The organism is Sinorhizobium sp. 7-81, from assembly GCF_030124405.1.
Lineage (GTDB): Bacteria > Pseudomonadota > Alphaproteobacteria > Rhizobiales > Rhizobiaceae > Sinorhizobium > Sinorhizobium psoraleae.
In genome coordinates this window covers 55,275-78,101 of the sequence record NZ_JASKLT010000015.1, presented here as the reverse complement: position 1 = coordinate 78,101, position 22,827 = coordinate 55,275, and the positions used below count along the sequence as shown (strand labels likewise).

General features: G+C 61.7%; 22 protein-coding genes and 1 pseudogene. 12 read left to right on the top strand and 11 right to left on the bottom strand.

Going from position 1 to position 22,827, the window contains the following annotated elements:
- The first annotated feature begins 249 nt into the window (after nucleotides 1-249).
- The 6 genes from QN224_RS28775 to QN224_RS28750 all read left to right on the top strand — a co-directional run bounded on the left by QN224_RS28775 (nucleotide 250) and on the right by QN224_RS28750 (nucleotide 5,550).
- Nucleotides 250-951, top strand: a complete 702-nt coding sequence (locus QN224_RS28775) for a type 1 glutamine amidotransferase domain-containing protein (RefSeq protein ID WP_283979436.1) — start codon at nucleotides 250-252, stop codon at nucleotides 949-951.
- Between the two features lie 249 nt (nucleotides 952-1,200).
- Nucleotides 1,201-2,124, top strand: a complete 924-nt coding sequence (gene gcvA, locus QN224_RS28770; protein ID WP_283979435.1) for a transcriptional regulator GcvA — start codon at nucleotides 1,201-1,203, stop codon at nucleotides 2,122-2,124.
- Between the two features lie 225 nt (nucleotides 2,125-2,349).
- On the top strand, nucleotides 2,350-2,631 hold the full coding sequence (locus QN224_RS28765; protein ID WP_283979434.1) for a hypothetical protein: 282 nt from the start codon (nucleotides 2,350-2,352) through the stop codon (nucleotides 2,629-2,631).
- A gap of 59 nt (nucleotides 2,632-2,690) precedes the next feature.
- The gene (locus tag QN224_RS28760) at nucleotides 2,691-3,779 is read left to right on the top strand and encodes an FAD-dependent oxidoreductase (RefSeq protein ID WP_283979433.1); all 1,089 of its coding nucleotides are present in this window, start codon (nucleotides 2,691-2,693) and stop codon (nucleotides 3,777-3,779) included.
- Between the two features lie 63 nt (nucleotides 3,780-3,842).
- Nucleotides 3,843-4,883: an alcohol dehydrogenase gene (locus tag QN224_RS28755; protein ID WP_283979432.1), complete on the top strand. Its 1,041-nt coding sequence runs from the start codon at nucleotides 3,843-3,845 to the stop codon at nucleotides 4,881-4,883.
- Nucleotides 4,870-5,550: a cupin domain-containing protein gene (locus QN224_RS28750; RefSeq protein ID WP_283979431.1), complete on the top strand. Its 681-nt coding sequence runs from the start codon at nucleotides 4,870-4,872 to the stop codon at nucleotides 5,548-5,550. The genes QN224_RS28755 and QN224_RS28750 overlap by 14 nt, the downstream gene beginning before the upstream one ends.
- A 35-nt stretch (nucleotides 5,551-5,585) precedes the next feature.
- Here the strand turns inward: QN224_RS28750 and QN224_RS28745 are convergent, their stop codons facing one another.
- The 7 genes from QN224_RS28745 to QN224_RS28715 form a co-directional block, all read right to left on the bottom strand.
- Nucleotides 5,586-6,791, bottom strand: a complete 1,206-nt coding sequence (locus QN224_RS28745; protein WP_283979430.1) for a MalY/PatB family protein — start codon at nucleotides 6,789-6,791, stop codon at nucleotides 5,586-5,588.
- A 47-nt stretch (nucleotides 6,792-6,838) separates the two neighbouring features.
- Nucleotides 6,839-7,627 carry an amino acid ABC transporter ATP-binding protein gene (locus QN224_RS28740; protein ID WP_283979429.1) on the bottom strand — a complete coding sequence of 263 codons (789 nt, stop codon included), beginning with the start codon at nucleotides 7,625-7,627 and terminating at the stop codon, nucleotides 6,839-6,841.
- 13 nt (nucleotides 7,628-7,640) lie between these two features.
- Nucleotides 7,641-8,930: an amino acid ABC transporter permease gene (locus tag QN224_RS28735; protein ID WP_283979428.1), complete on the bottom strand. Its 1,290-nt coding sequence runs from the start codon at nucleotides 8,928-8,930 to the stop codon at nucleotides 7,641-7,643.
- 1 nt (nucleotide 8,931) lies between these two features.
- Complete coding sequence (locus tag QN224_RS28730; RefSeq protein ID WP_283979427.1) at nucleotides 8,932-10,194, bottom strand: ABC transporter permease subunit; 1,263 nt, start codon at nucleotides 10,192-10,194, stop codon at nucleotides 8,932-8,934.
- Between the two features lie 122 nt (nucleotides 10,195-10,316).
- On the bottom strand, nucleotides 10,317-11,333 hold the full coding sequence (locus tag QN224_RS28725; protein ID WP_283979426.1) for an amino acid ABC transporter substrate-binding protein: 1,017 nt from the start codon (nucleotides 11,331-11,333) through the stop codon (nucleotides 10,317-10,319).
- Between the two features lie 90 nt (nucleotides 11,334-11,423).
- A complete protein-coding gene (locus tag QN224_RS28720; protein ID WP_283979425.1) occupies nucleotides 11,424-12,611 on the bottom strand; it encodes a mandelate racemase/muconate lactonizing enzyme family protein in 1,188 nt (395 codons plus the stop codon).
- Nucleotides 12,612-12,664: 53 nt separating this feature from the next.
- Entirely contained in the window at nucleotides 12,665-13,882 is a 1,218-nt protein-coding gene (locus tag QN224_RS28715) for an MFS transporter (RefSeq protein ID WP_283979424.1), read from the bottom strand.
- A 163-nt stretch (nucleotides 13,883-14,045) separates the two neighbouring features.
- On the opposite strand from QN224_RS28715, the gene QN224_RS28710 reads away from it, so the two are divergent.
- Nucleotides 14,046-14,876 carry a helix-turn-helix transcriptional regulator gene (locus tag QN224_RS28710; RefSeq protein WP_283979423.1) on the top strand — a complete coding sequence of 277 codons (831 nt, stop codon included), beginning with the start codon at nucleotides 14,046-14,048 and terminating at the stop codon, nucleotides 14,874-14,876.
- A 40-nt stretch (nucleotides 14,877-14,916) separates the two neighbouring features.
- On the opposite strand, the gene QN224_RS28705 is transcribed toward QN224_RS28710, so the two are convergent.
- Together QN224_RS28705 and QN224_RS28700 are read right to left on the bottom strand one after the other, a co-directional pair.
- Entirely contained in the window at nucleotides 14,917-17,238 is a 2,322-nt protein-coding gene (locus QN224_RS28705) for a molybdopterin guanine dinucleotide-containing S/N-oxide reductase (RefSeq protein WP_283979422.1), read from the bottom strand.
- Nucleotides 17,239-17,685: 447 nt separating this feature from the next.
- The gene (locus QN224_RS28700; RefSeq protein WP_283979421.1) at nucleotides 17,686-17,835 is read right to left on the bottom strand and encodes a hypothetical protein; all 150 of its coding nucleotides are present in this window, start codon (nucleotides 17,833-17,835) and stop codon (nucleotides 17,686-17,688) included.
- 776 nt (nucleotides 17,836-18,611) lie between these two features.
- Between QN224_RS28700 and QN224_RS28695 the strand changes: the two genes are divergently transcribed.
- The 4 genes from QN224_RS28695 (at nucleotide 18,612) to QN224_RS28680 (ending at nucleotide 20,049) form a co-directional block, all read left to right on the top strand.
- A complete protein-coding gene (locus tag QN224_RS28695) occupies nucleotides 18,612-18,920 on the top strand; it encodes a hypothetical protein (RefSeq protein WP_283979420.1) in 309 nt (102 codons plus the stop codon).
- 238 nt (nucleotides 18,921-19,158) lie between these two features.
- Entirely contained in the window at nucleotides 19,159-19,521 is a 363-nt protein-coding gene (locus QN224_RS28690) for a hypothetical protein (protein WP_283979419.1), read from the top strand.
- A gap of 25 nt (nucleotides 19,522-19,546) precedes the next feature.
- Nucleotides 19,547-19,810, top strand: a complete 264-nt coding sequence (locus QN224_RS28685; protein ID WP_283979417.1) for a hypothetical protein — start codon at nucleotides 19,547-19,549, stop codon at nucleotides 19,808-19,810.
- Nucleotides 19,792-20,049 (top strand): methyl-accepting chemotaxis protein, encoded by a 258-nt coding sequence (locus QN224_RS28680; protein WP_283979416.1) that lies wholly within the window; start codon nucleotides 19,792-19,794, stop codon nucleotides 20,047-20,049. Before QN224_RS28685 ends, QN224_RS28680 begins: the two co-directional genes overlap by 19 nt.
- Before the next feature lie 181 nt (nucleotides 20,050-20,230).
- Here the strand turns inward: QN224_RS28680 and QN224_RS28675 are convergent, their stop codons facing one another.
- Nucleotides 20,231-20,467, bottom strand: coding sequence for a hypothetical protein (locus QN224_RS28675; RefSeq protein WP_283979415.1), 237 nt, complete (start codon nucleotides 20,465-20,467; stop codon nucleotides 20,231-20,233).
- A 22-nt stretch (nucleotides 20,468-20,489) separates the two neighbouring features.
- Nucleotides 20,490-20,728, bottom strand: a pseudogene (locus QN224_RS28670) (type II toxin-antitoxin system RelE/ParE family toxin).
- A gap of 994 nt (nucleotides 20,729-21,722) precedes the next feature.
- Between QN224_RS28670 and QN224_RS28665 the strand changes: the two are divergent.
- Entirely contained in the window at nucleotides 21,723-22,679 is a 957-nt protein-coding gene (locus tag QN224_RS28665) for a sulfotransferase (RefSeq protein WP_283979414.1), read from the top strand.
- Nucleotides 22,680-22,827 lie beyond the last annotated feature (148 nt).

Sequence of the window (22,827 nt, the reverse complement as noted above, 5' to 3'; positions counted from 1 at the left end):
CCTCGGCAGCGTCCATGATTGCCTCTGTCGTATCGTTCACTGCCTTAAACCTTTCTCTCAATCTATCAGTAGATAGGCCAGGTTTCCGTAAATGGCAACACTGAGGGGGCGCAAAAGAAATATTCAATCTATCGATAGATAGGTATTGTAAAGCGCGACGGGAGACGTTAGGTAATAGCCGTCTACCTATCGATAGATAGTTGAACGCAACGATAAGCTGGTCGAAGACCAACGGAAAGGAACAATTCTATGAGCACCGGTAACAAGCAAAAGCGTATCCTCCTCATTATGTCGTCGGTTGATGAGATGGGCCTCAGTGGCAAGCAGACCGGCACTTGGTTTCACGAGCTGGCCGCGCCCTATTACATTCTGACGTCCGCAGGTCACGAGGTCGTATTCGCCTCTCCCGAGGGTGGCGAAGCCCCGATCGACCTTCTCAGCATGAAGGCGCCGTTTACCACCGACTATACCGACCGCTTCCTGGCCGACCCGGTTGCGATGTTCGCCGCCCGCAATACCCGCAAGCTGCGCAACATCGACTACAGTACATTTGATGCCGTCTTCTTCCCCGGTGGTTACGGCCTGCTCTGGGACCTGGCCTCCGACTCCTTCGCAATCAAGCTGATCCGTGACTTCCACAAGGCGGATCGTCCGATCGCCATGGTCTGCCACGCGCCCGCAATCCTGCGCGACGTCAGGAAGGACGATGGCCAGTATCTCGTGAAGGGCCTGAACCTCACCGGCTTCAAGAACGCTGAAGACACCGAGATCGAACTGCTCCACCACCTGCTGTTCTCGCTCGAGGACGAACTCAAGAACCGGGGCGCCAATTACCAGAGCAAGGCGAACTGGGAGCCGAACGTCGTTGTCGATGGCGTCCTGATGACGGGTCAGAGCCCGGCTTCTGCCGTACCGCTCGCCGAAGCTCTTTCGGAGCGCCTGGCTTCGTAAAATCAAGACTCTGGGGCGCTCTCGAGCGCCCCAGTAATAGCCATTGAGCACAAGGGCGTGTCAGCGCGGTCTTGCGGGAGGCGATAGCCAAACAGGCTCCGATCTCGTTGCGTGAACCGGTCGATTTTCGATGACCGAGAGCCTGCGGCTCAAAAGCTCCATAGATTGGAGGAGTTGGATCGCGCTGGCGCATGGTCTTGTGGTCACCTATGAATTCGGTCCGACGAGCGTTCCGGAGCGCATGATCTCATGAACAGGAAATCGCCAGTCTACCTCAATGCGCTGCGGGCTTTTGAAGCCAGTGCGCGTCATGGCAGCTTTTCCGGCGCGGCCGAAGAACTGAGTGTCACCGCGGCTGCGGTCGGGCAAATGGTGCGCGGGCTCGAGGACTGGCTCGGTATGCCGTTGTTCCATCGAAGCACGACCGGCAAGGCGAGACTGACGTTGACGGAAAACGCCGAACGGGCCTTGCCGGACATTCGAGCGGGGCTCGACCGCCTCGGGATCGGACTGGACCGGCTTCGTGAATCCGCAACCGGCGGCATCCTCACCGTGACCGTCAGCCCCGCTTTCGCCGCTAAATGGCTGCTTCCCCGGATCGACCGTTTCCAGGCCAGATGCCCCGAAACCGACATCCGGCTCGAGACGAGCCTGAAGCTTGTCGACTATAAGGCGCATGGCGTCGACATCGGTGTGCGCTACGGGGATGGCAACTGGCCGGGACTGGCTGCCGAGAAGCTGATGGACGAAGAGGTGTTCCCGGTCTGCTCGCCGCATTTCTCGAACCTCGGAGATCTGAGCGAACCCGCCGATCTTGCTCGAACCACACTCATCCATGACCTCTCCGTCGATCCCGCCATCGGTTTCATCACCTGGGAAATGTGGCTCCGGGCCGCCGGTGTGCCTGAAACGCAACCGCAAAGGGGCATGCGGATCGACAACTCAGCTGCCGTGCTTCAAGCCGCGGTCGAGGGACGTGGCGTGGCACTGGCACGCAGCATCCTGGCACGCGACGATCTGGCCGCCGGGCGCTTGCTGCGGCTTTTTCCCGCGGTCCAGGTTCCCTCGAAGCTCGCCTATTATGTCGTTTATCGGGCGGAATACGCCTCCCTGCCGAAACTCCGGACGTTTCGTGATTGGCTGATCGACGAGGCGACGCCCTCCCGATCCTGATTTGCACGTCGGTTCTGCCCATGGTCGAACGACAGCGGCCATCCGGCGAAGTTTTTCTTTGCCGCCGACAAGAAACTCTCATTTGTCAAGTCGGCCTTCGACCCGCATTCAGGTGTCGTGGCGCACGTGTCCCGAACCGGAAACTTCCACCCCGGCACGGCGCTCCATAGGCGAATCCACTGTCCCTTTTAGGCGACCATGCCGAGCGACATTTGAAAGATGATCATGGCTTACCTTGAAATCACACTGCAGATCGCAGCCGAGAACCGCCGTGCCGCCGCAGGCGTCTATCAGAAATACAAGGAGCCGTTCCTTTCGCAGATTGCGGGCGCGACATCCAAGGAGCTTCTCGTTCGCGACGACGACGTTCAGGTCCTTCACGGATTCAACAGCGCCGAAGACGCAAAGGCCTATCTCGAAAGCGAACTGTTCACGGATGACGTCGTGGCCGGGCTAAAGCCGCTTCTGGCCGCCGCCCCGGAGATCCGCATCTACGCCGTGGCTTGAGCCAGGCTTTGCAGGAGGGGCAGGATATCCGGCCCCTACTCTTCACGAGGAACTGTCCCTTGTCACAATCCATTCTGATCGTTGGTGGTGGGCTTGCAGGCCTGACCGCCGCCCGGCTCCTCCATGGCGCCGGCATCGGCTTCAAGCTCCTGGAGGCCCGGCAGCGCCTGGGCGGACGAATTCTCTCCGTCGACGCCAGCGGTGAGCCATCGGGCGACGGCTTCGACCTCGGGCCCTCCTGGTTCTGGCCCGGCATGCAGCCTGCCATGGGAGACCTCGTCGATCATCTCGGGCTTCACTCCTTCGAGCAGAACAGCGAAGGCGACGTGATCTTTCAACGGATGTCCCACGAACAACCGCAGCGCTATCGCGGCATGCGCCAGGAGCCCCGGTCGATGCGCCTCGTCGGGGGCACCGGAGCGATCATATCGCAGCTTGCCGAAGGCCTGCCGGTGGGGAGCATTGAACTCGGCGCACAGGTGATGCATGTCTCGCTCGACGGCGAAAGCGTCGTTGTGCAGTACCTCGATGCGAGCGGGTTGGCCGAGAGGGTGCGGGCGTCGCATGTGCTTTTCGCGCTCCCGCCTCGCCTGCTCGAAGCCAAAGTCTTGTTCTCGCCGGCGCTCGATTTTGCAACATTGGAGCGATGGCGGCGCACCCCGACCTGGATGGCGCCGCATGCGAAATTCTTCGCGCTTTACGATCGCCCCTTCTGGCGCGACGCGGGCCTCTCCGGCACGGCGCAAAGCATGGTGGGACCGCTCGTCGAGATCCACGACGCGACGACCGCTTCGAGCAGGGCCGCGCTGTTTGGCTTCGTCGGGGTGCCCGCGGCCGAGCGCGCTGCCGCGGGACGTGACGCCATCATCGCCGCTTCGGTCCAGCAACTGGCTCGGATGTTCGGGCCTGAAGCCGCCAGTCCCCGCGCGACCCTCTTCAAGGATTGGGCGGACGACCCGCTGACGGCCACGGCAGACGACAGGCAAGCGGGCGGCCATCCGACGCCTGACCCGCGGCCGTGGGTCAACGGCAAGTGGCGTGATTACATTTCGCTGGCGGGCAGCGAAACCAGCATCAGCGAACCGGGCTATCTGGCCGGCGCGGTCGAAGCGGCGAGCCGGATCACCAATGAACTCATCACCGGCTGAGCCAGTCAGAACCGCACGATTTGACGACGCTCTCTGAAGCATTCAGAGCATAGGATCAGTACGATGAGGAGCAGCTATCGAGCTATGCAGGTCGGCACAGGCGGAACGCTTGAGCTGGTGGAACGGCCGACACCAACGCCTGGATCCGGCGAAGTGCTGATCGCGGTTGAGGCCTGCGGCATCTGCGGCGCCGATGCCAACGACATCGACCGGGCCGATCCGGCGCTGAAACCGCCTCGTGTTCCAGGTCATGAGGTCGTCGGTCGCATCGTGGCACTCGGCCCAAACACGCCATCAATCTGGGAGGTGGGGAGCCGCGTCGGCGTCGGCCGTCTCGGCGGCCATTGCAACGAATGCAGCGAGTGCCGGCGAGGCCGCTTCAATCTCTGCCGAAACCAGCCCTTGGTCGGGTCGTCCTGCGACGGCGGCTATGCCGAGATGATGATCGCTCGCGCAACAGGGCTCGTCTCGGTCCCGAAAGAGCTTTTGTCCGTGGAAGCCGCACCGATCCTGTGCGCCGGCATTGCCACCTTCAATGCGCTGAAGAAGTCTGGCGCCGAGGCCGGCGATACCGTTGCCATACTTGGCATTGGCGGGCTCGGGCACATGGCGCTGCAATATGCCAGCAAGATGGGTTTCCGGGTGGTCGCGGTCGGTCGAGGCGCCGACATCGCCATGGATGCGATGGGGCTCGGGGCCCATCGCTATATCGACACCGAACAGGAGAATGCCGCAGAAATCCTGAACGCCATGGGCGGCGCAAAGGCGATCCTGACCACGACCGGCAATCCGACGGCCGTCACCGCCTTGATGCCCGCCCTTCAACCGGAGGGGCGTCTCATCGTGCTCGGCGTCGGCAAGGATCCGCTGCCGGTATCGACGGGATACCTGGTGGGGGCCGAGCGCGGCGTGATCGGTTCGATCACCGGCTCTCCGTTCGAAAACGAGAAGACACTGGATTTCAGCGTTCTGGCAGGGGTGCGACCGGTGATCGAGATCATGCCGTTGGAGCGCGCCCAGGAAGCCATAGAAAAGATGAGGTCCGGTGACGCGAAGTTCCGGATCGTGCTGACGATAGGAGACCAGACCAATGCGGATCAATGAAGACCTGACAAGACCGGTGATCGTCCATTCGGCTGAGCTCGACTGGGTCCCCAGCCCGTCAGCCGGCGTCGACCGCCGTATGCTTTACCGCGTCGGCGGCGAAGTTGCGCGCGCCACCACGATCGTGCGCTACGCACCGGGAAGCGCTTTCCCGCGCCATGTCCATAGCGGCGGCGAGGAAATTCTCGTGCTCGAGGGCAAGTTCCAGGACGAACACGGCGACTATCCGGCGGGGTGCTATTTCCGTAATCCGCCGGGCACTTCGCATGTGCCGGCCTCAAAAGACGGCTGCACGATTTTCGTGCGGCTCTGGCAATACCGCGAGGGTGACGACACGCAGATCGTCCGCCAGCCCGGCGAAGGCGAGACCGTGCCCTTGCGCCGAGGCGCCGAGAGCGCGCGCGTCCTCTTCGACGATGGCGAGGAACGCGTCTCGATCGAGCGCTGGCGACCCGGCGCAATGATTACGGTCGAAAATCGCCGGGGCCTCGAATTCCTCGTGCTTTCGGGCGGTCTCGCCTTGGGCGCCGAGCAACTGGAACCGCAGAGCTGGGGCCGGCTGCCCGCAGGTGAACCGCTTCAGGCGGTGACCGGACCTGAAGGTACCGAGATCTGGATCAAGGAAGCACCGCTTCAGCACCCGGACGTGTTGAAGATGCCTGCTTGATTACGCTTTGCTTTTGCTTGTCGTCGGGGCAGAGATTATCCGGCCGCGACGGCACCCTTGATCCGGGCAATCGCTTCGTCCACCGTGGCGCGCGGGCAACCGAGGTTGACACGCATATAGCCATGTCCCTCGAGGCCGAACTTCTGCCCCTTGTCGAGCCAGAGCCGCGCCTTGGTCAGCATGAACGTCTCGAGCGCTTCGGCGTCATGGCCCATAGCCCGGCAATCCATCCATGCGAGGTAAAGCGCGTCGGCCGGAAGCACCTTGAGCCCCGCGTTCAAGCCGTTGATCGCGGCCGCGAAATACGCGTGGTTGGCCCGGACGTAAGCGACAAGGTCTTCAAGCCATGCCTCGCCATGGTTATAGGCGGCTTCTGCCGCGACCATGCCCATAAGGTTCACCTTCGGATACAGGTTGCGTTCCAGCTGGCGCTGGAATTCCGCCCTGAGACGCGGGCTGGGAATGAAGGCATTGGCGCATTGCAGCCCCGGCAAATTGAAGGTCTTGGAGGGTGCGGTGCAGGTGATCGAGTTTTCAGCAAAAGCGTCGGACAGACTGGCGAATGGCACATGCCTGCAAGCGGGATTCATGATCAGGTCCTGATGTATCTCATCGGAAACGACGAGAACCCCGTGGCGTGCACAGATCTCGCCCATGCTGCGCAGCTCATCCTCAGTCCAGACATTGCCGGTCGGGTTGTGCGGATTTGAGAGGATGAAGATCTTCGTGTTCGGACGGATCGCTGCCTCGAACACCGCCGCGTCATAGCGGTAGCTGGTCTCGGTCCGGATCAGCGGTGCACTGACGGGAAACCGCCCATTGATCAGCACATCGTCCTGGAAATGCGCGTAGACGGGCGGCTGGAGCAGCACCGTATCGCCGGGAGCCGAAAAGGCCTGTACAATGGTCTTGAGCGCCGTAATGACCCCGGAGACCGGCACCACCCATTCCGGTCTGACGGCCCACCCGAAGCGGCGCTTTTGCCAGCCGGTCACAGCAGCGACATAGCTGTCGCGCGCGCCGAACGAGTAGCCAAATAAGCCGGCCCGCGCCGCCTGCGTGAGCGCATCGATGACCGGCTGAGGTGCCCGGAAGTCCATGTCGGCGACCCACATCGGCAGAGGATCGGCAGCCGCCGCTTCCGCTGGTAGGAATGCTTTAACGCTATCCCATTTCAGCGAGTTCGAACCGCGGCGATCGATTGCCTCGTCAAAGTCCATCGCCTGTGCATGCATATTCATGGTCACCTCGTCTGGAGATAGCAGGATCGCTAGGCGCGCGGCTCACCTCAGTGCCGGAGGATCTGGCTGAGGAACAGTCTGGTGCGCTCGGACTGGGGGTTGTTGAAGAAGTCGTGCGGATTGTTTTCTTCGACGATCTGGCCCTGGTCCATGAAGATCACGCGATTGGCCACCGCCTGGGCGAAACCCATCTCGTGCGTGACACAGAGCATCGTCATGCCCTCTTCCGCGAGCTCAATCATCGTGTCCAGCACCTCCTTGATCATCTCGGGATCGAGCGCGGACGTCGGCTCGTCAAAGAGCATGATCTTCGGCTTCATGCAGAGCGAACGCGCAATCGCCACCCGCTGCTGCTGCCCGCCTGACAGCTGACCGGGATACTTGTGGGCCTGCTCGGGGATCCTTACTTTCTCCAGGAAGTGCATCGCCGTTGCGATCGCTTCGTTCCTGGGCACCTCGCGCACCCAAATGGGAGCGAGTGTGCAGTTCTCGAGAATGGTCAAGTGCGGGAAGAGATTGAAGTGCTGGAATACCATGCCCACTTCCGAGCGGACCTTGTCGATGTTCTTCAGGTCCGACGACAGTTCGATCCCGTCAACGACGATGCTGCCGGCCTGATGTTCCTCGAGGCGGTTGATGCAGCGGATCATCGTCGACTTCCCCGACCCCGAGGGGCCGGCGATGACGATGCGCTCGCCACGCCGTACAGTGAGGTTGATGTCGCGCAGCGCGTGATAGGTCCCGTACCACTTGTTCATGTTCTCGATGCGGATCGCGACCTCGTCCGACACCCGCATGCGGCTGCGGTCGATCTCGGTTTCAAAGTTGAGTTCCATCGTGATGGCCTCCTTAGCGGTGGTCGGTTTTGAGGCGGCGTTCGAGATGCATCGAATAGCGCGACATGGAAAAGCAGAAGATGAAGAACAGCCCCCCGATGAATATGAAGAGCTCCCAATAGATCCCCTGCCAGTTGGTCGTCGCCCGGATCGAATTGGAGAGCGCGATCGGGTCCAGGAGGCCAATGAACACAACGAGGGTCGTGTCTTTGAAGAGGCCGATGAAGGAATTGACTATGCCGGGGATCGAGATCTTGAGCGCCTGCGGCATGATGACCAGCCGCTGGGCCTTCCAGTAGTCAAGGCCGAGGGCCTCGGCCGCCTCATATTGGCCCCGCGGCAGGGCCGCGAGGCCGCCGCGGATCACCTCGGCCATGTAGGCGGTGGCAAACAGCGTCACCATGATGATCACCCGCAGGATCAGGTCGAAATTCGTCCCCGGCGGCAGGAAATAGTTGAGCAGCAGCGAGGCGGTGAACAGCAGCGTGATCAGCGGCACGCCGCGGATGAACTCGATGAACACGACGCTCAGCGTCTTCACGAGCGGCATTGTCGACCGGCGCCCCAGCGCCAGAACGATGCCAAGCGGCAGCGACAGGGAGATGCCGGTGACACCGATGACGATCGACAGCAGAAAACCGCCCATTTCGCGCGAGGTGACGGGGGCGAGCGACAGCGGAAGGAGCTGCTCGAGCACCGTCGTGACCGGGCCAGAGACGAAGATCCACCAGGCGAGCGCGCCGGCGAGCCCCAGCCCGATAGCAACGCCGCTTCCGAGCCGCGTCGCGAGCCGCACCATGATTGCACCGACGGCAAACCCTGCATACGCCGAGACGGGAAGCCAGAGCGTTCCGCCCCAGATCAGCCAATAGGCGAGGCCTGGGAAGGCGGCGCTGAACCAGAGGAGCCTGCGCGGCACGGGCGGGAAGAGAATTGGCGCTAGCGCGAGCAGCATCAGCGCGAAGGCGAGCACTGGCCGCCAATATTGTGTCGGTGGGTAGAAGCCAAACAGAAGCTGCGTCCAGCGATCACGGATGACCGCAAAGCAGGCGCCCTCCGCGCCGCCGAGTATCTGGCGGCATTCGCTGAGCGAGTTCGCGTTCCAGACAGAATCGATGAGCCAAGGCGAGAGGGATCGTGCAATCCAGATCAGCACGATGAGTGACGCCACCGTCAGAACCGCGCTCAGCCCATCTTTAAAAAAACTTTCGCGCAGCAGCTTAAGCAGGCCTGTCTCACCGGAGGGCGGCTCGCGGCCGGGCAGCATTTCGCCGCGGACAAAGGCAGGGTTGCGGTCAATCATATCAACGCTCCTTCAGCCCGACGCGGGCATTGTAGACGTTCATCGACCCGGAGATGATCAGGCTCAGCGCCAGGTAGATCAGCATGATGAGCAGCATGCCTTCGAGTTCGCGGCCGGTCTGGTTGATGGAGATCCCACCGAGCGTCGATCGCAGGTCCATGTAACCGACCGCCAAGCCGAGCGACGTGTTCTTGGTGATGTTGAGATATTGCGAGATCAAAGGCGGCACGATGACCCGCAGCGCCTGCGGCAGGATCACCAGACGCATCGTCTTGCCGGGCCGAAGGCCGAGTGCATGGGCGGCTTCGGTTTGGCCTTTCGAGATGGCCAGGATGCCTGCACGCACATTCTCGGCAATGAAGGCGCCGGTGTAGATGCTGAGCCCGAGCCACATTGCAATCAGAGAGTTTCGAAGCTGCAATCCGCCCTGGAAATTGAAGCCGCGCAGTTCGGGATAGCCAAGATGAAAGCCGAATGCCCAGAGCAAGAGAAGGGGTGGCGCAGTGAGGATGATGGCGCTCTTCCACCAGGTAGCTGGCCTGATGCCGGTCTGGCTCTGCACCCGGCTGGCATGGCGCATCAGCGCCCGATTGACGAAGACGCACCCGATGACGACTAACAGGATTACAAGAGCGTTCAGGCTGGGCTCAAGGATTCCCAGATTGAGCGTACCGAGATCACGGGCAAACAGCGGCTCGGGAATGAACACACCGCGATTGGTAATCGCCACCGCACTGAGGATCATGCTGGCCGTGGCATTCTCGCCCTTGAACGCGTTCGGCGCGGGCACGGCTTCACTCATGATCGCCCCGAAGACCAGGATCCAGAGCAGCAGCGGAATATTGCGGAACACTTCGACGTAGACGGTCATCAGCCGCGCCACGATCGGGTTGCCGGACAGTCGCAACACGCCCGCAGCGACGCCGATGATCGCTGCCAGGACGCAGGACAGGACAGCGAGGACGACGGTATTCAAAAGCCCCACGACGGCGGCACGACCGTGGGTCATCTGCGCGTCGTAAGCGATGAGCCGCTGGTTGATGTCGTAGCCGGCGGTGCTCCAAAGAAAGGAGAAGGAGAAATCCTTGCCCAGGAGCGCGAGGTTACGAACCGTGTTGTCCACCAGCCAGGCGATCCCCAGCATGAGGCACATCAGCACGAAGATCTGGATCGTGTAGGAGCGATACCGGCTATCGTTGAGAAGCATGCTCAGACGAAAAGCCTGGTGCGGCTCCCGCGTCGGAAATGTGAGTGCGTTTGCCATTGGCGAAATCCCTGCAAGTACGTTGCCAGCATTCCCCATGCCGGTGACGGCGGGATGCAGCGCGGTCATGCGTTTCGTCAGGAATGGCGCGCGGTCTTCAAACCGCGCGCCTCAAGGAGTTCTCACCGGAACGGCTGGGAGTACATCATGCCTCCCTTGGTCCACAACGCATTTGGCCCCCGCTCCAGGCGGATCGGCGTTTGGTCTCCGAGGTTGGTCGCGAAGATCTCACCGTAGTTTCCACCCGCCGCGATGGCGCGCTTGGCCCAGTCGGCATCAAGCCCCAGCATCTTGCCGAGATCGCCTTCCTTGCCGAGAAGGCGGTTGATTTCCGGATTGTCCGAGCCATCTGCAAGCTGGTCGACATTGTCCTTGGTTACGCTGAGTTCCTCGGCGGCGAACAGCGCGCTTAGCGTCCAGTGCACGATATCCGCCCACTGCTCGTCCCCCTGGCGCACGATTGGTCCAAGCGGCTCTTTCGAAATAATCTCGGGAAGGATGACGTGGTCCGGCGGGTTCTTGAAGCTGGCGCGGACGGAAGCGAGATTGGAGCCGTCGCTCGTATAGACGTCACAAGCCCCTGCCTGGTACTGGCGCTCGCCTTCGGCGCTTGAATCAACTGGCACCGGTTCGTAGGTCATCTTGTTGAGGCGGAAATATTCGGCGAGGTTGAGCTCGGTGGTGGTGCCGGACTGGATGCAGACGGTGGCGCCGTTGAGGTCCTTGGCGGAGGACACGCCAAGTTCCTTCTTCACCAGGAAGGCCTGCCCGTCGTAGAAGTTGGTGCCGGCGAAGGTGAGCTTCAGGTCGGTGTCACGCGAAAAGGTCCAGGTCGTCGCGCGCGACAGCACATCGATTTCGCCCGAAGCCAGTGCGGTAAAGCGGGTCTGGCCTGTGGTCGGAACAAACTCGACCTTCATCGGGTCGCCGAGCACGGCCGCGGCCACTGCCCGGCAGAATGCGACGTCGAAGCCCTGCCAGACGCCCTTGGCATCGGGAGCGGAAAAGCCCGCCGTACCGGAACTGACGCCGCAGTTGAGCTTGCCGCGTGCCTTTACCTCGTCGAGCGTGCCCGCCATTGCCGTACCGGACAGAAGAGCGACGGCGCCGAGTGTTATCGGAAGTAGAGATTTCTTCATTTTCGTTCCCCATTGGTTTTGTTAGCGAAACTGAATTGAGTGCCGTTTCTGTGTTCTGTTCATTCCTCCTGTCTTTCCGGGCCGCATCGCCTAATTCAGACTGACCGCGGCTATTTCCATGCGCGCTTCCGCATCCTTGTTCAGCGTCATCCCGAAGCCCGGCGCGGTCGGCACTTTCAACCGGCCGTTAACCGGCTGAAGGTCTTCCTCGAACAGGTCGCGATTGCACGATTTCAGTGAGAAGGTGTGGTACTCGTGGATCTCGAAATTCGGGATCGCTGCTTCGAATTGCAGCGCGATCGCTGTCGATAGCGGTGAGCCGCAGACATGCGCCTGAACCCCGACGTCATAGGCATGCGCGAGATGCGCGATCTTCATGCCTTCGGAAATCCCGCCGACAAGGCCGATATCGGGCTGGATCATGTCGATAGCACCCGCCTGCAGGTAGGGCAGGAAGCCCCAGCGCGTGTAAAGCCGTTCGCCGGTTGCCATCGGAATCGGCGAGCGCGACGCCACTTTCAGATGGGCTTCGGGGCTGTTGTAATGGGTCGGTTCCTCGATGAAGAGGATGCCGAAGTCGGCGAACATATCCGCGATCTGAAGCGCGGCCGCGGTCGACGTGAGCCCGTTCAATTCGATAATGATGTCGACGTCCGACCCAACCCCCTCGCGAATGGCTTCCATTCGCGCCTGTGCCAGCTTGCGGTGTTGCGGTGTCAGAAGGCTGCGGTGCCGTGCACGGGCGCCGCCGGGGGCGACATAGACCGGACAGAGCTTGACGCAGTCATAGCCAGCCTCCCGCACATTTTGCGCGGTCTCGCGATATTCGGTGGGATCATCGTGCATCCGGTGCTCCGCCTCCCAGCCAAAATGCAATTGGCTGGCATAACAGCGCAGCGGTTCCGGCGTCTTCGCCCCCAGCAGGCGATGAACCGGCAGCCCGGCGGCCTTGCCCTTGATGTCCCAGAGCGCTGTGTCGAGCGCGCTCATGGCGCCAAAGATCACCGGGCCGCCGCCTTGCGCCCAGAAAGAATGGCGCAGCATGTGCTCCCATAGGGTCTCGGTGTCGTTCGGGTCATTGCCCAGGACGAAACGCTCGGCGAGCTTGCGTATCATCGGACCGACCGCTTCGGATGCCGTGCCAAAAGCCAATGCAGCCTCGCCTAGTCCGCTGATGCCCTCATCGGTGTGGATGCGCGCGAAGATGGGACGCCAGAGCGCGATACCATTCCGCCCGGAGAGGTCGATTTCCAGGGTCTCGATTTTGGTTATCTTCATTGCGACCACTCCTGCTAGGTTTCATCCGTTTGCTGAGGTTGCGGGGATCGCAGTCATCGCGACCCGCGCACATAGGTCCCGCCGAGGGCGAGAAGGGCCAGCACGAGGGGAATGAAGGACAGCGCGAGGATGGTGTTCCAGCCGTAGGCCGTCAGCAGCCCCCCGGAGAGGAACGAGCCGAGGGTCATCGTTCCGAACACGGCGAAGTCGTTGAGCGACTGGACGCGCGCCTTCTCCTCCGGACGATGGCATTCGAGCACCAGGGCCGACGCACCGAGGAAACCGAAATTCCAGCCAACACCGAGCACGATGAGGGTGATCCAGAAATGCGCCACATCCACCCCCGTCAGCCCGACGGCCGCGGAGATACCCGTCAACATCAGGCCCGTCATGACCACGCGGGGTGCACCGAAACGGGTGATCAGGCGCCCGGTGAAGAAACTCGGGGCATACATGGCAACCACATGCCACTGAATGGCGAGGTTGGAGGACTCTTGGCTCAGACCGCAGAGCTGCATTGCCAAGGGTGCCGCGGTCATCAGGAAGTTCATGAGCAGGTAGGAGACGACCCCGCAGATCACAGCCGTGACGAAGCGTGGCTGCCGGGCCATGACACCAAGGGGGCGGCCGCCCGCGGCCTCCACCTTGGTCGGCGTCGGAAGCCGAACTCCGATCAAAAGCAGTGCCGAGAGTGCCGCCACTGCCGCCTGAGCAAGGTAGCTCGCCGCGAACATGTAGGGCATCCAGAGATACATGGTGTGATTGACAAGCTGCGGCCCGATCACGCCAGCCAGAACACCTCCGGCCATGACGAGAGACAATGCACGTGGGCGCCGTTCAGCCGGAACACAGTCGGCCGCCGCGAAGCGGAAGGAAAGTACCACTGCGGCGTAGACGCCCCCAAAGAGCGTCGCGGCGCAATAGAGCCAGAAGGAACCGATCACCACCGCGATCGCCGCCAGAATACCGACGAGCACACCACAGCTTGTTCCGACCAAAAAAGCCATACGGCGGCCGTAGCGTTGCGCGATCGCGCCTGCGGGCAGTGTCGAGAGCGCCATTCCGACGACGAACATCGATATCGGCATTGTGGCGAGTGCCGGTGTGGGCGCGAGCGTGTTGCCGACGATCGCTCCGGTGGAATAGACAACAGCGGAGTTCGCGCCGCCGAGCGCCTGCGCAATCGTCAGCCTCGCAAGGTTTCCGCGGGCGGAGTCATAATGGGATGAGGCAGCAGGTTCGAGGACTTTGCTTGCGGTAATTTCTGACATCCGGTTTCACAACGCATGAGGACATGGGTCCGGCGCGAGGGTTCCCACGTCGGTCGAGAGGCGATTGGCATTTGATGTGAGGTAAGTTAGCGCAACTCGATTTGGCTGTATTTCAATGGACTGACAATCGATATAGAATAACTGCCAAAATTGGAGCGTCACGATGAACTGGCAGCCAATCACGACCCCATCGGGACTTCGCCCTCCTGAGCCGCTCACCGTGCGCGCGCAATCGATTCCCGCGCGCCATTACTTCCCGGAGCACTCACATACGTGGCACCAACTCGTCTATGCGATCTCCGGGGTGCTGACGGTCTATACGGAAAAGGAGTCCTTCGTCATCACGCCGGATCAGGCCGTATGGCTGCCGACCGGCGTGGTGCACCGGGTCGGTTCGCTTCTCGGCGCGGTTTTTCGCAGTCTCTGGATCGCGGATGAGGCCGGGGCGAACCTGCCGAAAATTCCGACGATTTTCATGATGTCGCCCTTGCTTCAGGCTCTGATCGTCGAGGCAACGGGGCTGGAGGCTCAGGAGGACAAGGATGGCTATTCCAGCCGCGTCACCACCCTCATTCTCGACCAGCTCGTGCGGGTTCAGCCACTGCCCTCGGCTTTGCCCTGGCCGAAAAGCCCGCCGCTTACCGCGCTATGTGAGGCGCTTTATCTGGATCCAACCGACGACCGGAGCCCCGAAGAATGGGGGGAGGCGCTCAACATCTCGCCTCGAACATTGGCGCGCCGCTTCAATACGGAGTTGGGCATGAGCCTACGCTCGTGGCGCCGGCGCCTGCGGCTCTTCCGTTCGATTGAGCTTTTGGGCGGTGGTCTCGGCGTAACACAGGTCGCCATGGAGCTTGGCTACGGTTCGACATCCGCATTTGTGTTTGCTTTCCGAACCGAGATGGGCAGCAGTCCCCAGGCCTATATGCGCAGGCATGTCGTCGAGGGGGTCGGATCGACAACGGCGACCGCGAGTCGAAACGTTCCGGCATGAGAACGCTCTGCGAGGAGGCGCGCTACGCCCCCGTCAGCGATCACGGGGGCGGATCAAACGCCCGGATTTCCGGCAGGTTGCCATCGAAACGCTCTACCTGAACCGTGGTCAGTTGCCCCGTGCAACCTTGTGCCAGCGCCGAGGTGCCGATGTCGCGGGTCAGCACATTGGGATTGCCGTGGACGCAAAGCGGCTTTTCCTCGTTCGGATCTTGCGGATCGTACCACGCGCCCGTCGCAAGCTGGATGACACCGCGCCGGACGCCGTCCGAAAGAGTGATGCCTGCGAGGCACGCGCCACGTTCGTTGAAGAGCCGGATGATGTCTCCCTCAGAAATGCCGCGCGCCGCCGCATCCTCGGGATGCATCGTTGCCACCTCGCGGCCCCGGTGCTTCGAGGCAACGCTCTGCCCGCCGAAGTCGAGCTGGCTGTGCAGTCGTGTGCGCGGCTGGTTGGAGATCAGCACAAAGGGTGTCGTCTCAGTGGGGACATAGACCGGTCCGAGCCAGGTGGGATGGCCCGGACAATCCGCCTCCCCAAAGTTCGCAATCGTTTCGGAATAGATTTGCAGCTTGCCGCTTGGTGTCGGTAGCGGATTGGCGTCGGGATCGTTGCGAAAGGCTCGCAGATACCCGCCGTCATCCGGCTGCTGCGGCATGAGCAGTCCCTCGCCTGCCCAGAATTCTTCGAAGCTCGGCGCCGGCAGCCCCTTTTCCGCCAGCCCCATGCGGGTCTGCTCATAAAGATGCTCGAGCCACTGCCGGACACTTCGCCCCTCTGTGAACGCCCCGCGCGCGCCGAGCCGCTCGGCAAGGTCCGCGAAGATCGCGTAGTCGTCGCGGGCCTGGCCATAAGGGGGTGCGACAGGATGCATCGGGACAAGCAGCGGGTCGTTGGAGTTGGCGCCGATGTCCTCGCGTTCCAGGGTCATTGTGCAGGGCAGGACAAAATCGGCATGGCGCGCGGTCGCCGTCCAGGCAAGCTCGTGGACGACGAGCGTGTCGAGCCGGGCGAAGGCCTTGCGCAGCCTGTTGAGGTCCTGGTGATGGTGGAAGGGGTTGCCGCCGGCCCAATAGACGAGCTTGATTTCAGGATAGATCCGGGTCTCGCCATTGAATCGATAGGTCGCGCGGGGATGAAGCAGCATGTCCGCAATACGCGCGACGGGAATGAAGTCGCTGACTCCATTGCGCCCCTGTGACAGTGTCGGGATCGGCACGGCGTTGTAACGCCGCCCGTAATAGGCGATCGCGCCGAGCGCATAGCCATATCCGCCGCCAGGCAAGCCGATCTGCCCGAGCGCAGCGGCAAGCACCATGCCCATCCAGACCGGCTGCTCGCCATGCTCGGCGCGCTGCAGGGAATGCGAGACGACGATAAGTGCGCGCTTGCCGGCAAGCCGCCTTGCGAGCACGACAATCTCGTCAGCCGGCACTCCAGTGAGGGCCGCCGCCCACTCAGCGTTCTTCGGCTGTCCATCCGTCTCGCCGAGCAGGTAGCGCTCGAAGATCGGCCAGCCCGAGGTATAACGTTCAAGGAAAGCGTGGTCGTGCTTGCCTTCGACAACAAGCGTGTGAACGATGGCCATCATCAATGCGGTGTCGCTGCCGGGTACGCAGGAAACCCATTCGGCGCTCGCCTCCTCCGGCAGGTCGGACCGCAAAGGGCTGACTAGCACGAAATTGCAGCCGCGCTCGGCCGCACGCTGCATGGCGCCACGCTCGATATGCTTGCTGACGCTGCCGCCGGCAACCATCGAATTCTTCAGTGCCATGCCGCCGAAGGCGACGACGATTTCGCTATGCTCAGCAATCTGCTCCCAGGAGACGTTGCGCTTGGTCAGACCCTCGTGATCGCCGATGATATGCGGGATCAGCACCTGCGATGAGCCGGATGAATAGCTGGTGACCGAACGCACATAGCCGCCACAGGCAACATTGAGAAAGCGGTGGATCTGACTCTGGGCGTGGTGGAAACGGCCGGCGCTTGACCATCCATAGGAACCGCCGAAGATAGCGCCGGGGCCGGAGCCATCGCGGACGCGGACGAGCTCCTTGCCGAGCAAGTCAAGCGCCGTTTCCCACGATACCGGAACGAATTCATCTCGGCCGCGCCGGTCGTCCGGGCCGGGACCATTCTTCAGCCAGCCCTTACGCACCATCGGTTGTGCGATGCGAGCGCGATGACGGAGTGCCGCGGGGAAGTTCTGGATAATCTCGTTGGGATCAGGATCACCCGGATGCGGCCTGACCTCGAGCTGATCGCCGCTCATCCGGGCCGAAAACACGCCCCAATGGGAGGTGTGGGGACGAAAGCGGGACTCAACCTGATCCGGTTCGTCGGTAGCGATTGATTCGAGCATGATAGGGACCTCCCTTTTCCGATCTGGCTGTGACGCTGTCCAAGGGCGACCGGAGGTGAAAGCTATGTGCTTCATCCGCGACCGCCATGCCGGGTTAGTTTAGCGCATTGCGAATTGACCGTATTTCAACGGTGTGCCAAGAGATATCGACTAGTTGCCAGTCTCGTCAAAGAAAGGGCTTGTCACAACGGGCGAGGTCAAACAGCACACGCCCGTCGTGAAGCATCACCTTGTGATGGCAACACGCGTGCCGTATAGGTCAGCGTAGCATCCGCACTGAGCGCTATCGCGACGCCGCCTCGCGATCTCGCCCTCGGCCGCACCCAACTGGATCGCCTTTTTGGAATGTACGGCGATGCAGCCGTCGAACGCGTGGTGACCGTAACGGCGAGTGCGATAATCTTGTGCATCTTCGGCTCGAGCTTCCCGGTCTTGTTGCCGCTGCCCTCAATCTGGTTCAGACAGCACGTCCGGGCTGAGCTTGGCGAAGTCGCCCACACGGCCAATCAATGCGTCGCGATAGGCGTTCCAATCCTGCATTGTGTCCATCGCCTGGTCCTCACTGCCGGTCGGCGGTTCCAGCGTCCATTTCACCACCGATCGCTTCCTAAAACCGGGGGACGAGAGTGGCCCCAGGCGACAATGTCGTCAAAGCTTGGCGAGAAGCGTTCGGCGACGCGCTGGACCGCTTATGCGGCGCAATGGCGGTGTTGCGGGGGTCGGATTCCTCGCGACCGATCACGGCGGTCCCCGTAAGGAGGGGAGCATCAAAGCGGCGATCGATTCGTTCCTGCTCGTGGTAATAGCGGGGTCCGCGGATGTTGGCGGAGCTCCATTCCCGTTGGAGCAGCAATCCGATCCATTCGGCGTGCGAGAGATGGTGATCTCTCCCTGCCTATCGATACGCGTCATGCTGCAGTGTACGCGGCTGCCACTTCATAAAAATTCGGGAAGGACATCTCATGGGCTGGGTCGATCGTCTCCTCTCGCGCTTCAAAATCCGAACCAAGGTGATGCTGTTGGTATCGCCGTTCATCCTGAGCACCACGGCGGTCGGCGTCACGGGGATACTGGCATCGGGACTGATGCAGAACCGTATGCGATATCAAACGACGCCGGCGTGGCTCCAAGGACGTCTAGGCCGCAATGATCGGCTTTCTCGATCAGACGACCGAGGAAGACCGGGCGCTCATCTTTAAGAGGCTTGAGGAACAGCGCGCCGCGCTCAACGCGGCCCGGGCGGCTAACGCCTCGGTCCGGAGGCTGGGCGGAGCTCGACAGCGCATCCATAGCACTCGCTGAGATCAACGGCCCGATGGACGATCTTTGGGCACTACATGCCGACGAGGCGCGGATCGAGGCGGGCATCGAGGATGCCTCGCCGTCATCGCCACATCCAGACAGATCTGCTGACCGCCGCCACCGCGTTCGATACATCGATCACGTCAGAGGAGGATGATGCCAAGAAGAGATTGCGTGAGGCTCAAAAGATCCTCTCGGCGACGCGCTTCGTGGCTGCGCTGGGAGATGCCTTTGCTGCACGCAAGAATGACAGTGAAATTTATCGGCAGCTCGCCGCGGCGATGGACGAGCTGAAGGTCCACCAGAAGGTGCTGCCAGTCGCATTGCCGAAGAATTCCAAGCCGCTCGGCAAGGCTTTCTCTGCTAACGCTAAGCACTGAATGCGCTCGTCGATGATAAGGGGCGCCCGCCGGAAAACATCCAGAATCTCCTCGATATCTTCGCTGAGTTCAAGACGCTCAAGCAGCCGCTCGACGCGGCGGCCACCCTGAAGATGCAGGACGTGTCCGCCAGGTTCGATGAGGTCGGCGCCTCTCTCGCCAAGGCCGGGCTCGTGATGCAGGATCGCGGCATCTCACCGATGCGATCTACCTGACGCGCATCGCGCTTGCCGAGTTCATGCGCGACCGCGCGGCGGAAAAGCAGGCGACGCATCTCGCGGAATGCCGCAAAGCACTCTTTGCGCTGAGCTCCTCGGCGGGCGGCCTCGCCTTTGCCGGCGAGCAGTCGGCAAAACCCGCGCCGTCATTCGACAGGATCGAGCAGGCCGCCACCGAACCCGTCGCCGCCACCGGCAAGCGGGCGCAGCAATTCCAGGCTGCCGCCGCTGAGATCGACCACATCGGCAGGAAGCTTTCGCTGTTCGCCGATCTGCAGCAGTGTGCGGCCGGCCGCCAGAGCCAGGATATCAACATCCCATCCATCGGCACCATGGCGCTGGGCGTGATCATCGTCCTCGTTCCAATGCGGCTCTGGTGCTGACGCTGAAGGGACCGATCGGCCAGCGATGCGCAACCTCGCCGGCGGCTTGCTCGACACGGCCGTTGGCAATCAGAACCGCGCCGACGAGATCGGCGAGATGGCGCGCGCCCTCGACGTCTTCAAAAGACCAGCGCGAAGGCGAAGATCGTCCGCGAACGGCAATCCGAACAGGAACGCCGCCGCAGCCGATGCCGAGCGTGACCGCAACGAGGCGGAGAAACCCCGCCGCGATTCCGAAATCGCCTTCGCGGTGCGGGCGGGCTCGACGCCATGGCGAAGGATCAACTGACCGCTACGATCAAAACACCCTTTGCCCCTGAACTCGACAAGCTGCGTACCGATTTCAACGCCACCGTCGCCGAACTCAGGCAAACCCTTGTCGAGATCCGCACGATATCATCAACGATTGAGGGAAGCGGCCGCCAGATGGCGGCAGGCGCTACGGCGCTTTCCGGTCGCACCGAGCGACAAGCCGCGTCGCTCGGAGAAACGGCGGCAGCCGTCGACCAGATCGTACTCATGGCCTAGAGGTCCCCCGCCCTGGATCTTCGTCTCTGCGGTTGGCGGCGTGCTGATAGGCTTCACCTGATCTGCACTTCAGGATGGCGCGCGGAATGAGGACGATACGCTCCGGCCGCGAGGCGTAGATTTTCACAAACGCTGCCTTCGCCTCTTGCCGCTGCAGCCACAGCCGCATGCCGAAGAATATCTATCCGCCGGGATAATACATGCCGCTCGCTCTTGTGGCCGTTCGCCAAGGCTCCGACATCTTATCGTATCCATGAGAACGGTCTTCGACGCCCTCATGGTAGAAGATGAACTCCTTGAAATATCCGCCGGGCAAGAGCGTCTGGTCGATGTCTTGCCGCCATTCCTCGGGCGGATCGAGCCAGAGGTCGCGCGCAAACGTGACGTCGATGCGCCGGGCGCATTTTGTCAAAAACACGGACTGATGTACGAAGTGTTTGTCAAAACGTCTCCGGCCAGCGCCGGAGCGCATGCATGACGGTGAGAATCTCAATGTCCCGGCTGACGCGGTAGGGAATGAGGTAGGGAATATCCGCCAATACGATTCGCGGGTGCCCTTGACACGACCCGGCCGACCCCTGGCAGGCACCTCAGCCAACATATCCACGGCCGTCACGATCTGCGCCACCACGCGGGCCACCGCATCCGGATTGTCTTTCTCGATACACGCAGCCAACAACCGACATTCTGCATACGGTTTTCGTTTTGCGAGGATCGCTTATCGTTGGCACCCGATGTTCGGGTGCACCGTGCAAGTCTCGCCCTTCCGGCGTGGCAAGAGTTTGACATGCATCTACACCGATGAACGGCCTGATCTTTCTCGCGAGTGGCCGAACTGGATGTTCGACGAGAGCTACTGCAGCGGTATGACACTGGGGCCACGGCAGATCAGCATCGAGGGCCTTAACGAGCTGGCGACTGTTTTGGCATCGTTCGGTGCGACTCAGGTACCGGGCGCTAAATCCCGTCCTTCGAGGAAGAAGGAGAAGGGTAATGCGAAGCAGGCGGTATCAAAATCGCGCTCAGCTCGTTCTGGAACTGGAGCGCCAATCTCGTCAGACACCGGTGGTCAGGAACACGAAAGGGCTGGTGGAAGGAGTATGCGCGCTCGGAGGAATAACCCACAATGGTCCCAGGACCTTTGCCGGCGCCGTAAGACTTAGGTCCGGCCGGCGACGCTGAATTGCTCAAATGCGAGTGCGCGCATTGTTTGTTCGGAGTGTCCCTGCAACCTTGCAAGACTCCTCACGCGCCGCCACGCTCACCGATCGAACTGGCGTAGGCGCTTCACTACAACACAGCTCGAACACCTGCAGGTTGACACGCAGGCCGCGGTACGCCGCTTTTCGAACGGTCTCGTTGAATACTCGCATCGCCGCGTGCAGGTTCTCCGCACCTCGCGCTGTTCTTCTGTCATTCCTCGTTTCTACCTTTTAGCCCCGCCCGACAGTCGCGAAACAGCGCTTGTTCGATAATCCTCGATGGTCTTCCACCAACCAACCATCGCCCGCTTTCGCACATTCGCGTTGGGAGAGAAGAAAAAGGTTGGACATTTGGCGAAATTGCTATCCACATGCAGAAATAAACTGACCAATTACGGTTGCATTAAATAGCAATACTTGATCCTTATCAGTACAGTTTTGTGCGCACGCCACATGGCCAGCAGGAAAATCATGTCGGGTCTCATTTCTTCTCCTCTTGCCCTGCCTTCCGAGCCCGTCCTGCTCGGCGGCGAGAACCGCTCCGGCACCACTCTTCTGAGCGTCGTGCTTGACTCGCACCCCGGTCTGGTCGTCGGTCCGGAGATCGATTTCACCGATCCCGTCGACCTCGGTCCGCACATCCTCGCGGTGTGCGACATGATGGACCGCCGCGACCCACGGCTCGCCGGTGCCACGAAGGAGACCGTTGATCCTGATTGGTTCGACGGCGCGCACTTTGTTGTGCAGTGCGAGCGTTTCGGACTCAAGCGTGATGACGTGCGGAAGCTTGTGACCGGCCTGATGGCGGAGCATGGCACCGTTCTGTCCTCCCTCGACGACCGTTGCCGGCTCATCGACTCTATCGGCGAATTCCGACGTGAACAGACCGGAGCCGGACGATGGGGCCTGAAGCTTCAGCGTAGGATTAAGGACATCGGCACGTACGCCGCGATCTGGCCTCGCGCCCATTTCATCCACATAATCCGCGACGGCCGCGACCTAGCTGCCTCACACCTCAAGACCGTCCCCGACTGGGGCTACGGGACTATTGCGGAGGCAGCGAACGGCTGGCTGGAGGTCGTCAACCGCCCCCGTCAGGCTGCTCCTGACGGCCGTTATCTGGAAGTGCGATATGAGGACCTGGTCGCCCGCCCCCGCGAGACCGTCGAGCGGATGCTGGAACACCTCGGTCTGTCATGGGACGAGGCAGTCCTGCACCATGCGGAGCATGAGCACGCGCTGTTCGACAAACCATGGGGCCATCCCGCGGCGGAAGCGGCGGGTAAACCGCTGCATACCGGGCGTCGTGGACGGTACCTACAGGACCTCACGCCCACGGAAATCGAAGAGTTCGAGCGGATCGCCGGGAAGGAATTGAACGACCTGGGCTACGACCTGTCGATGCTGGATCCAGGGAGGGTGGGGTGACGCAAGAGGCACACGAAGCGCCCCGACGCGGCCCGCCCCGCGACTTCTCCCTTCTTCTCGCGGGCCAGACGGTCTCCCTCGTCGGATCCGGGGTGATGGTCGTCGTCCGCGCTGACCGTAATGGAACGTCTCGACCCGAGCCCGAACG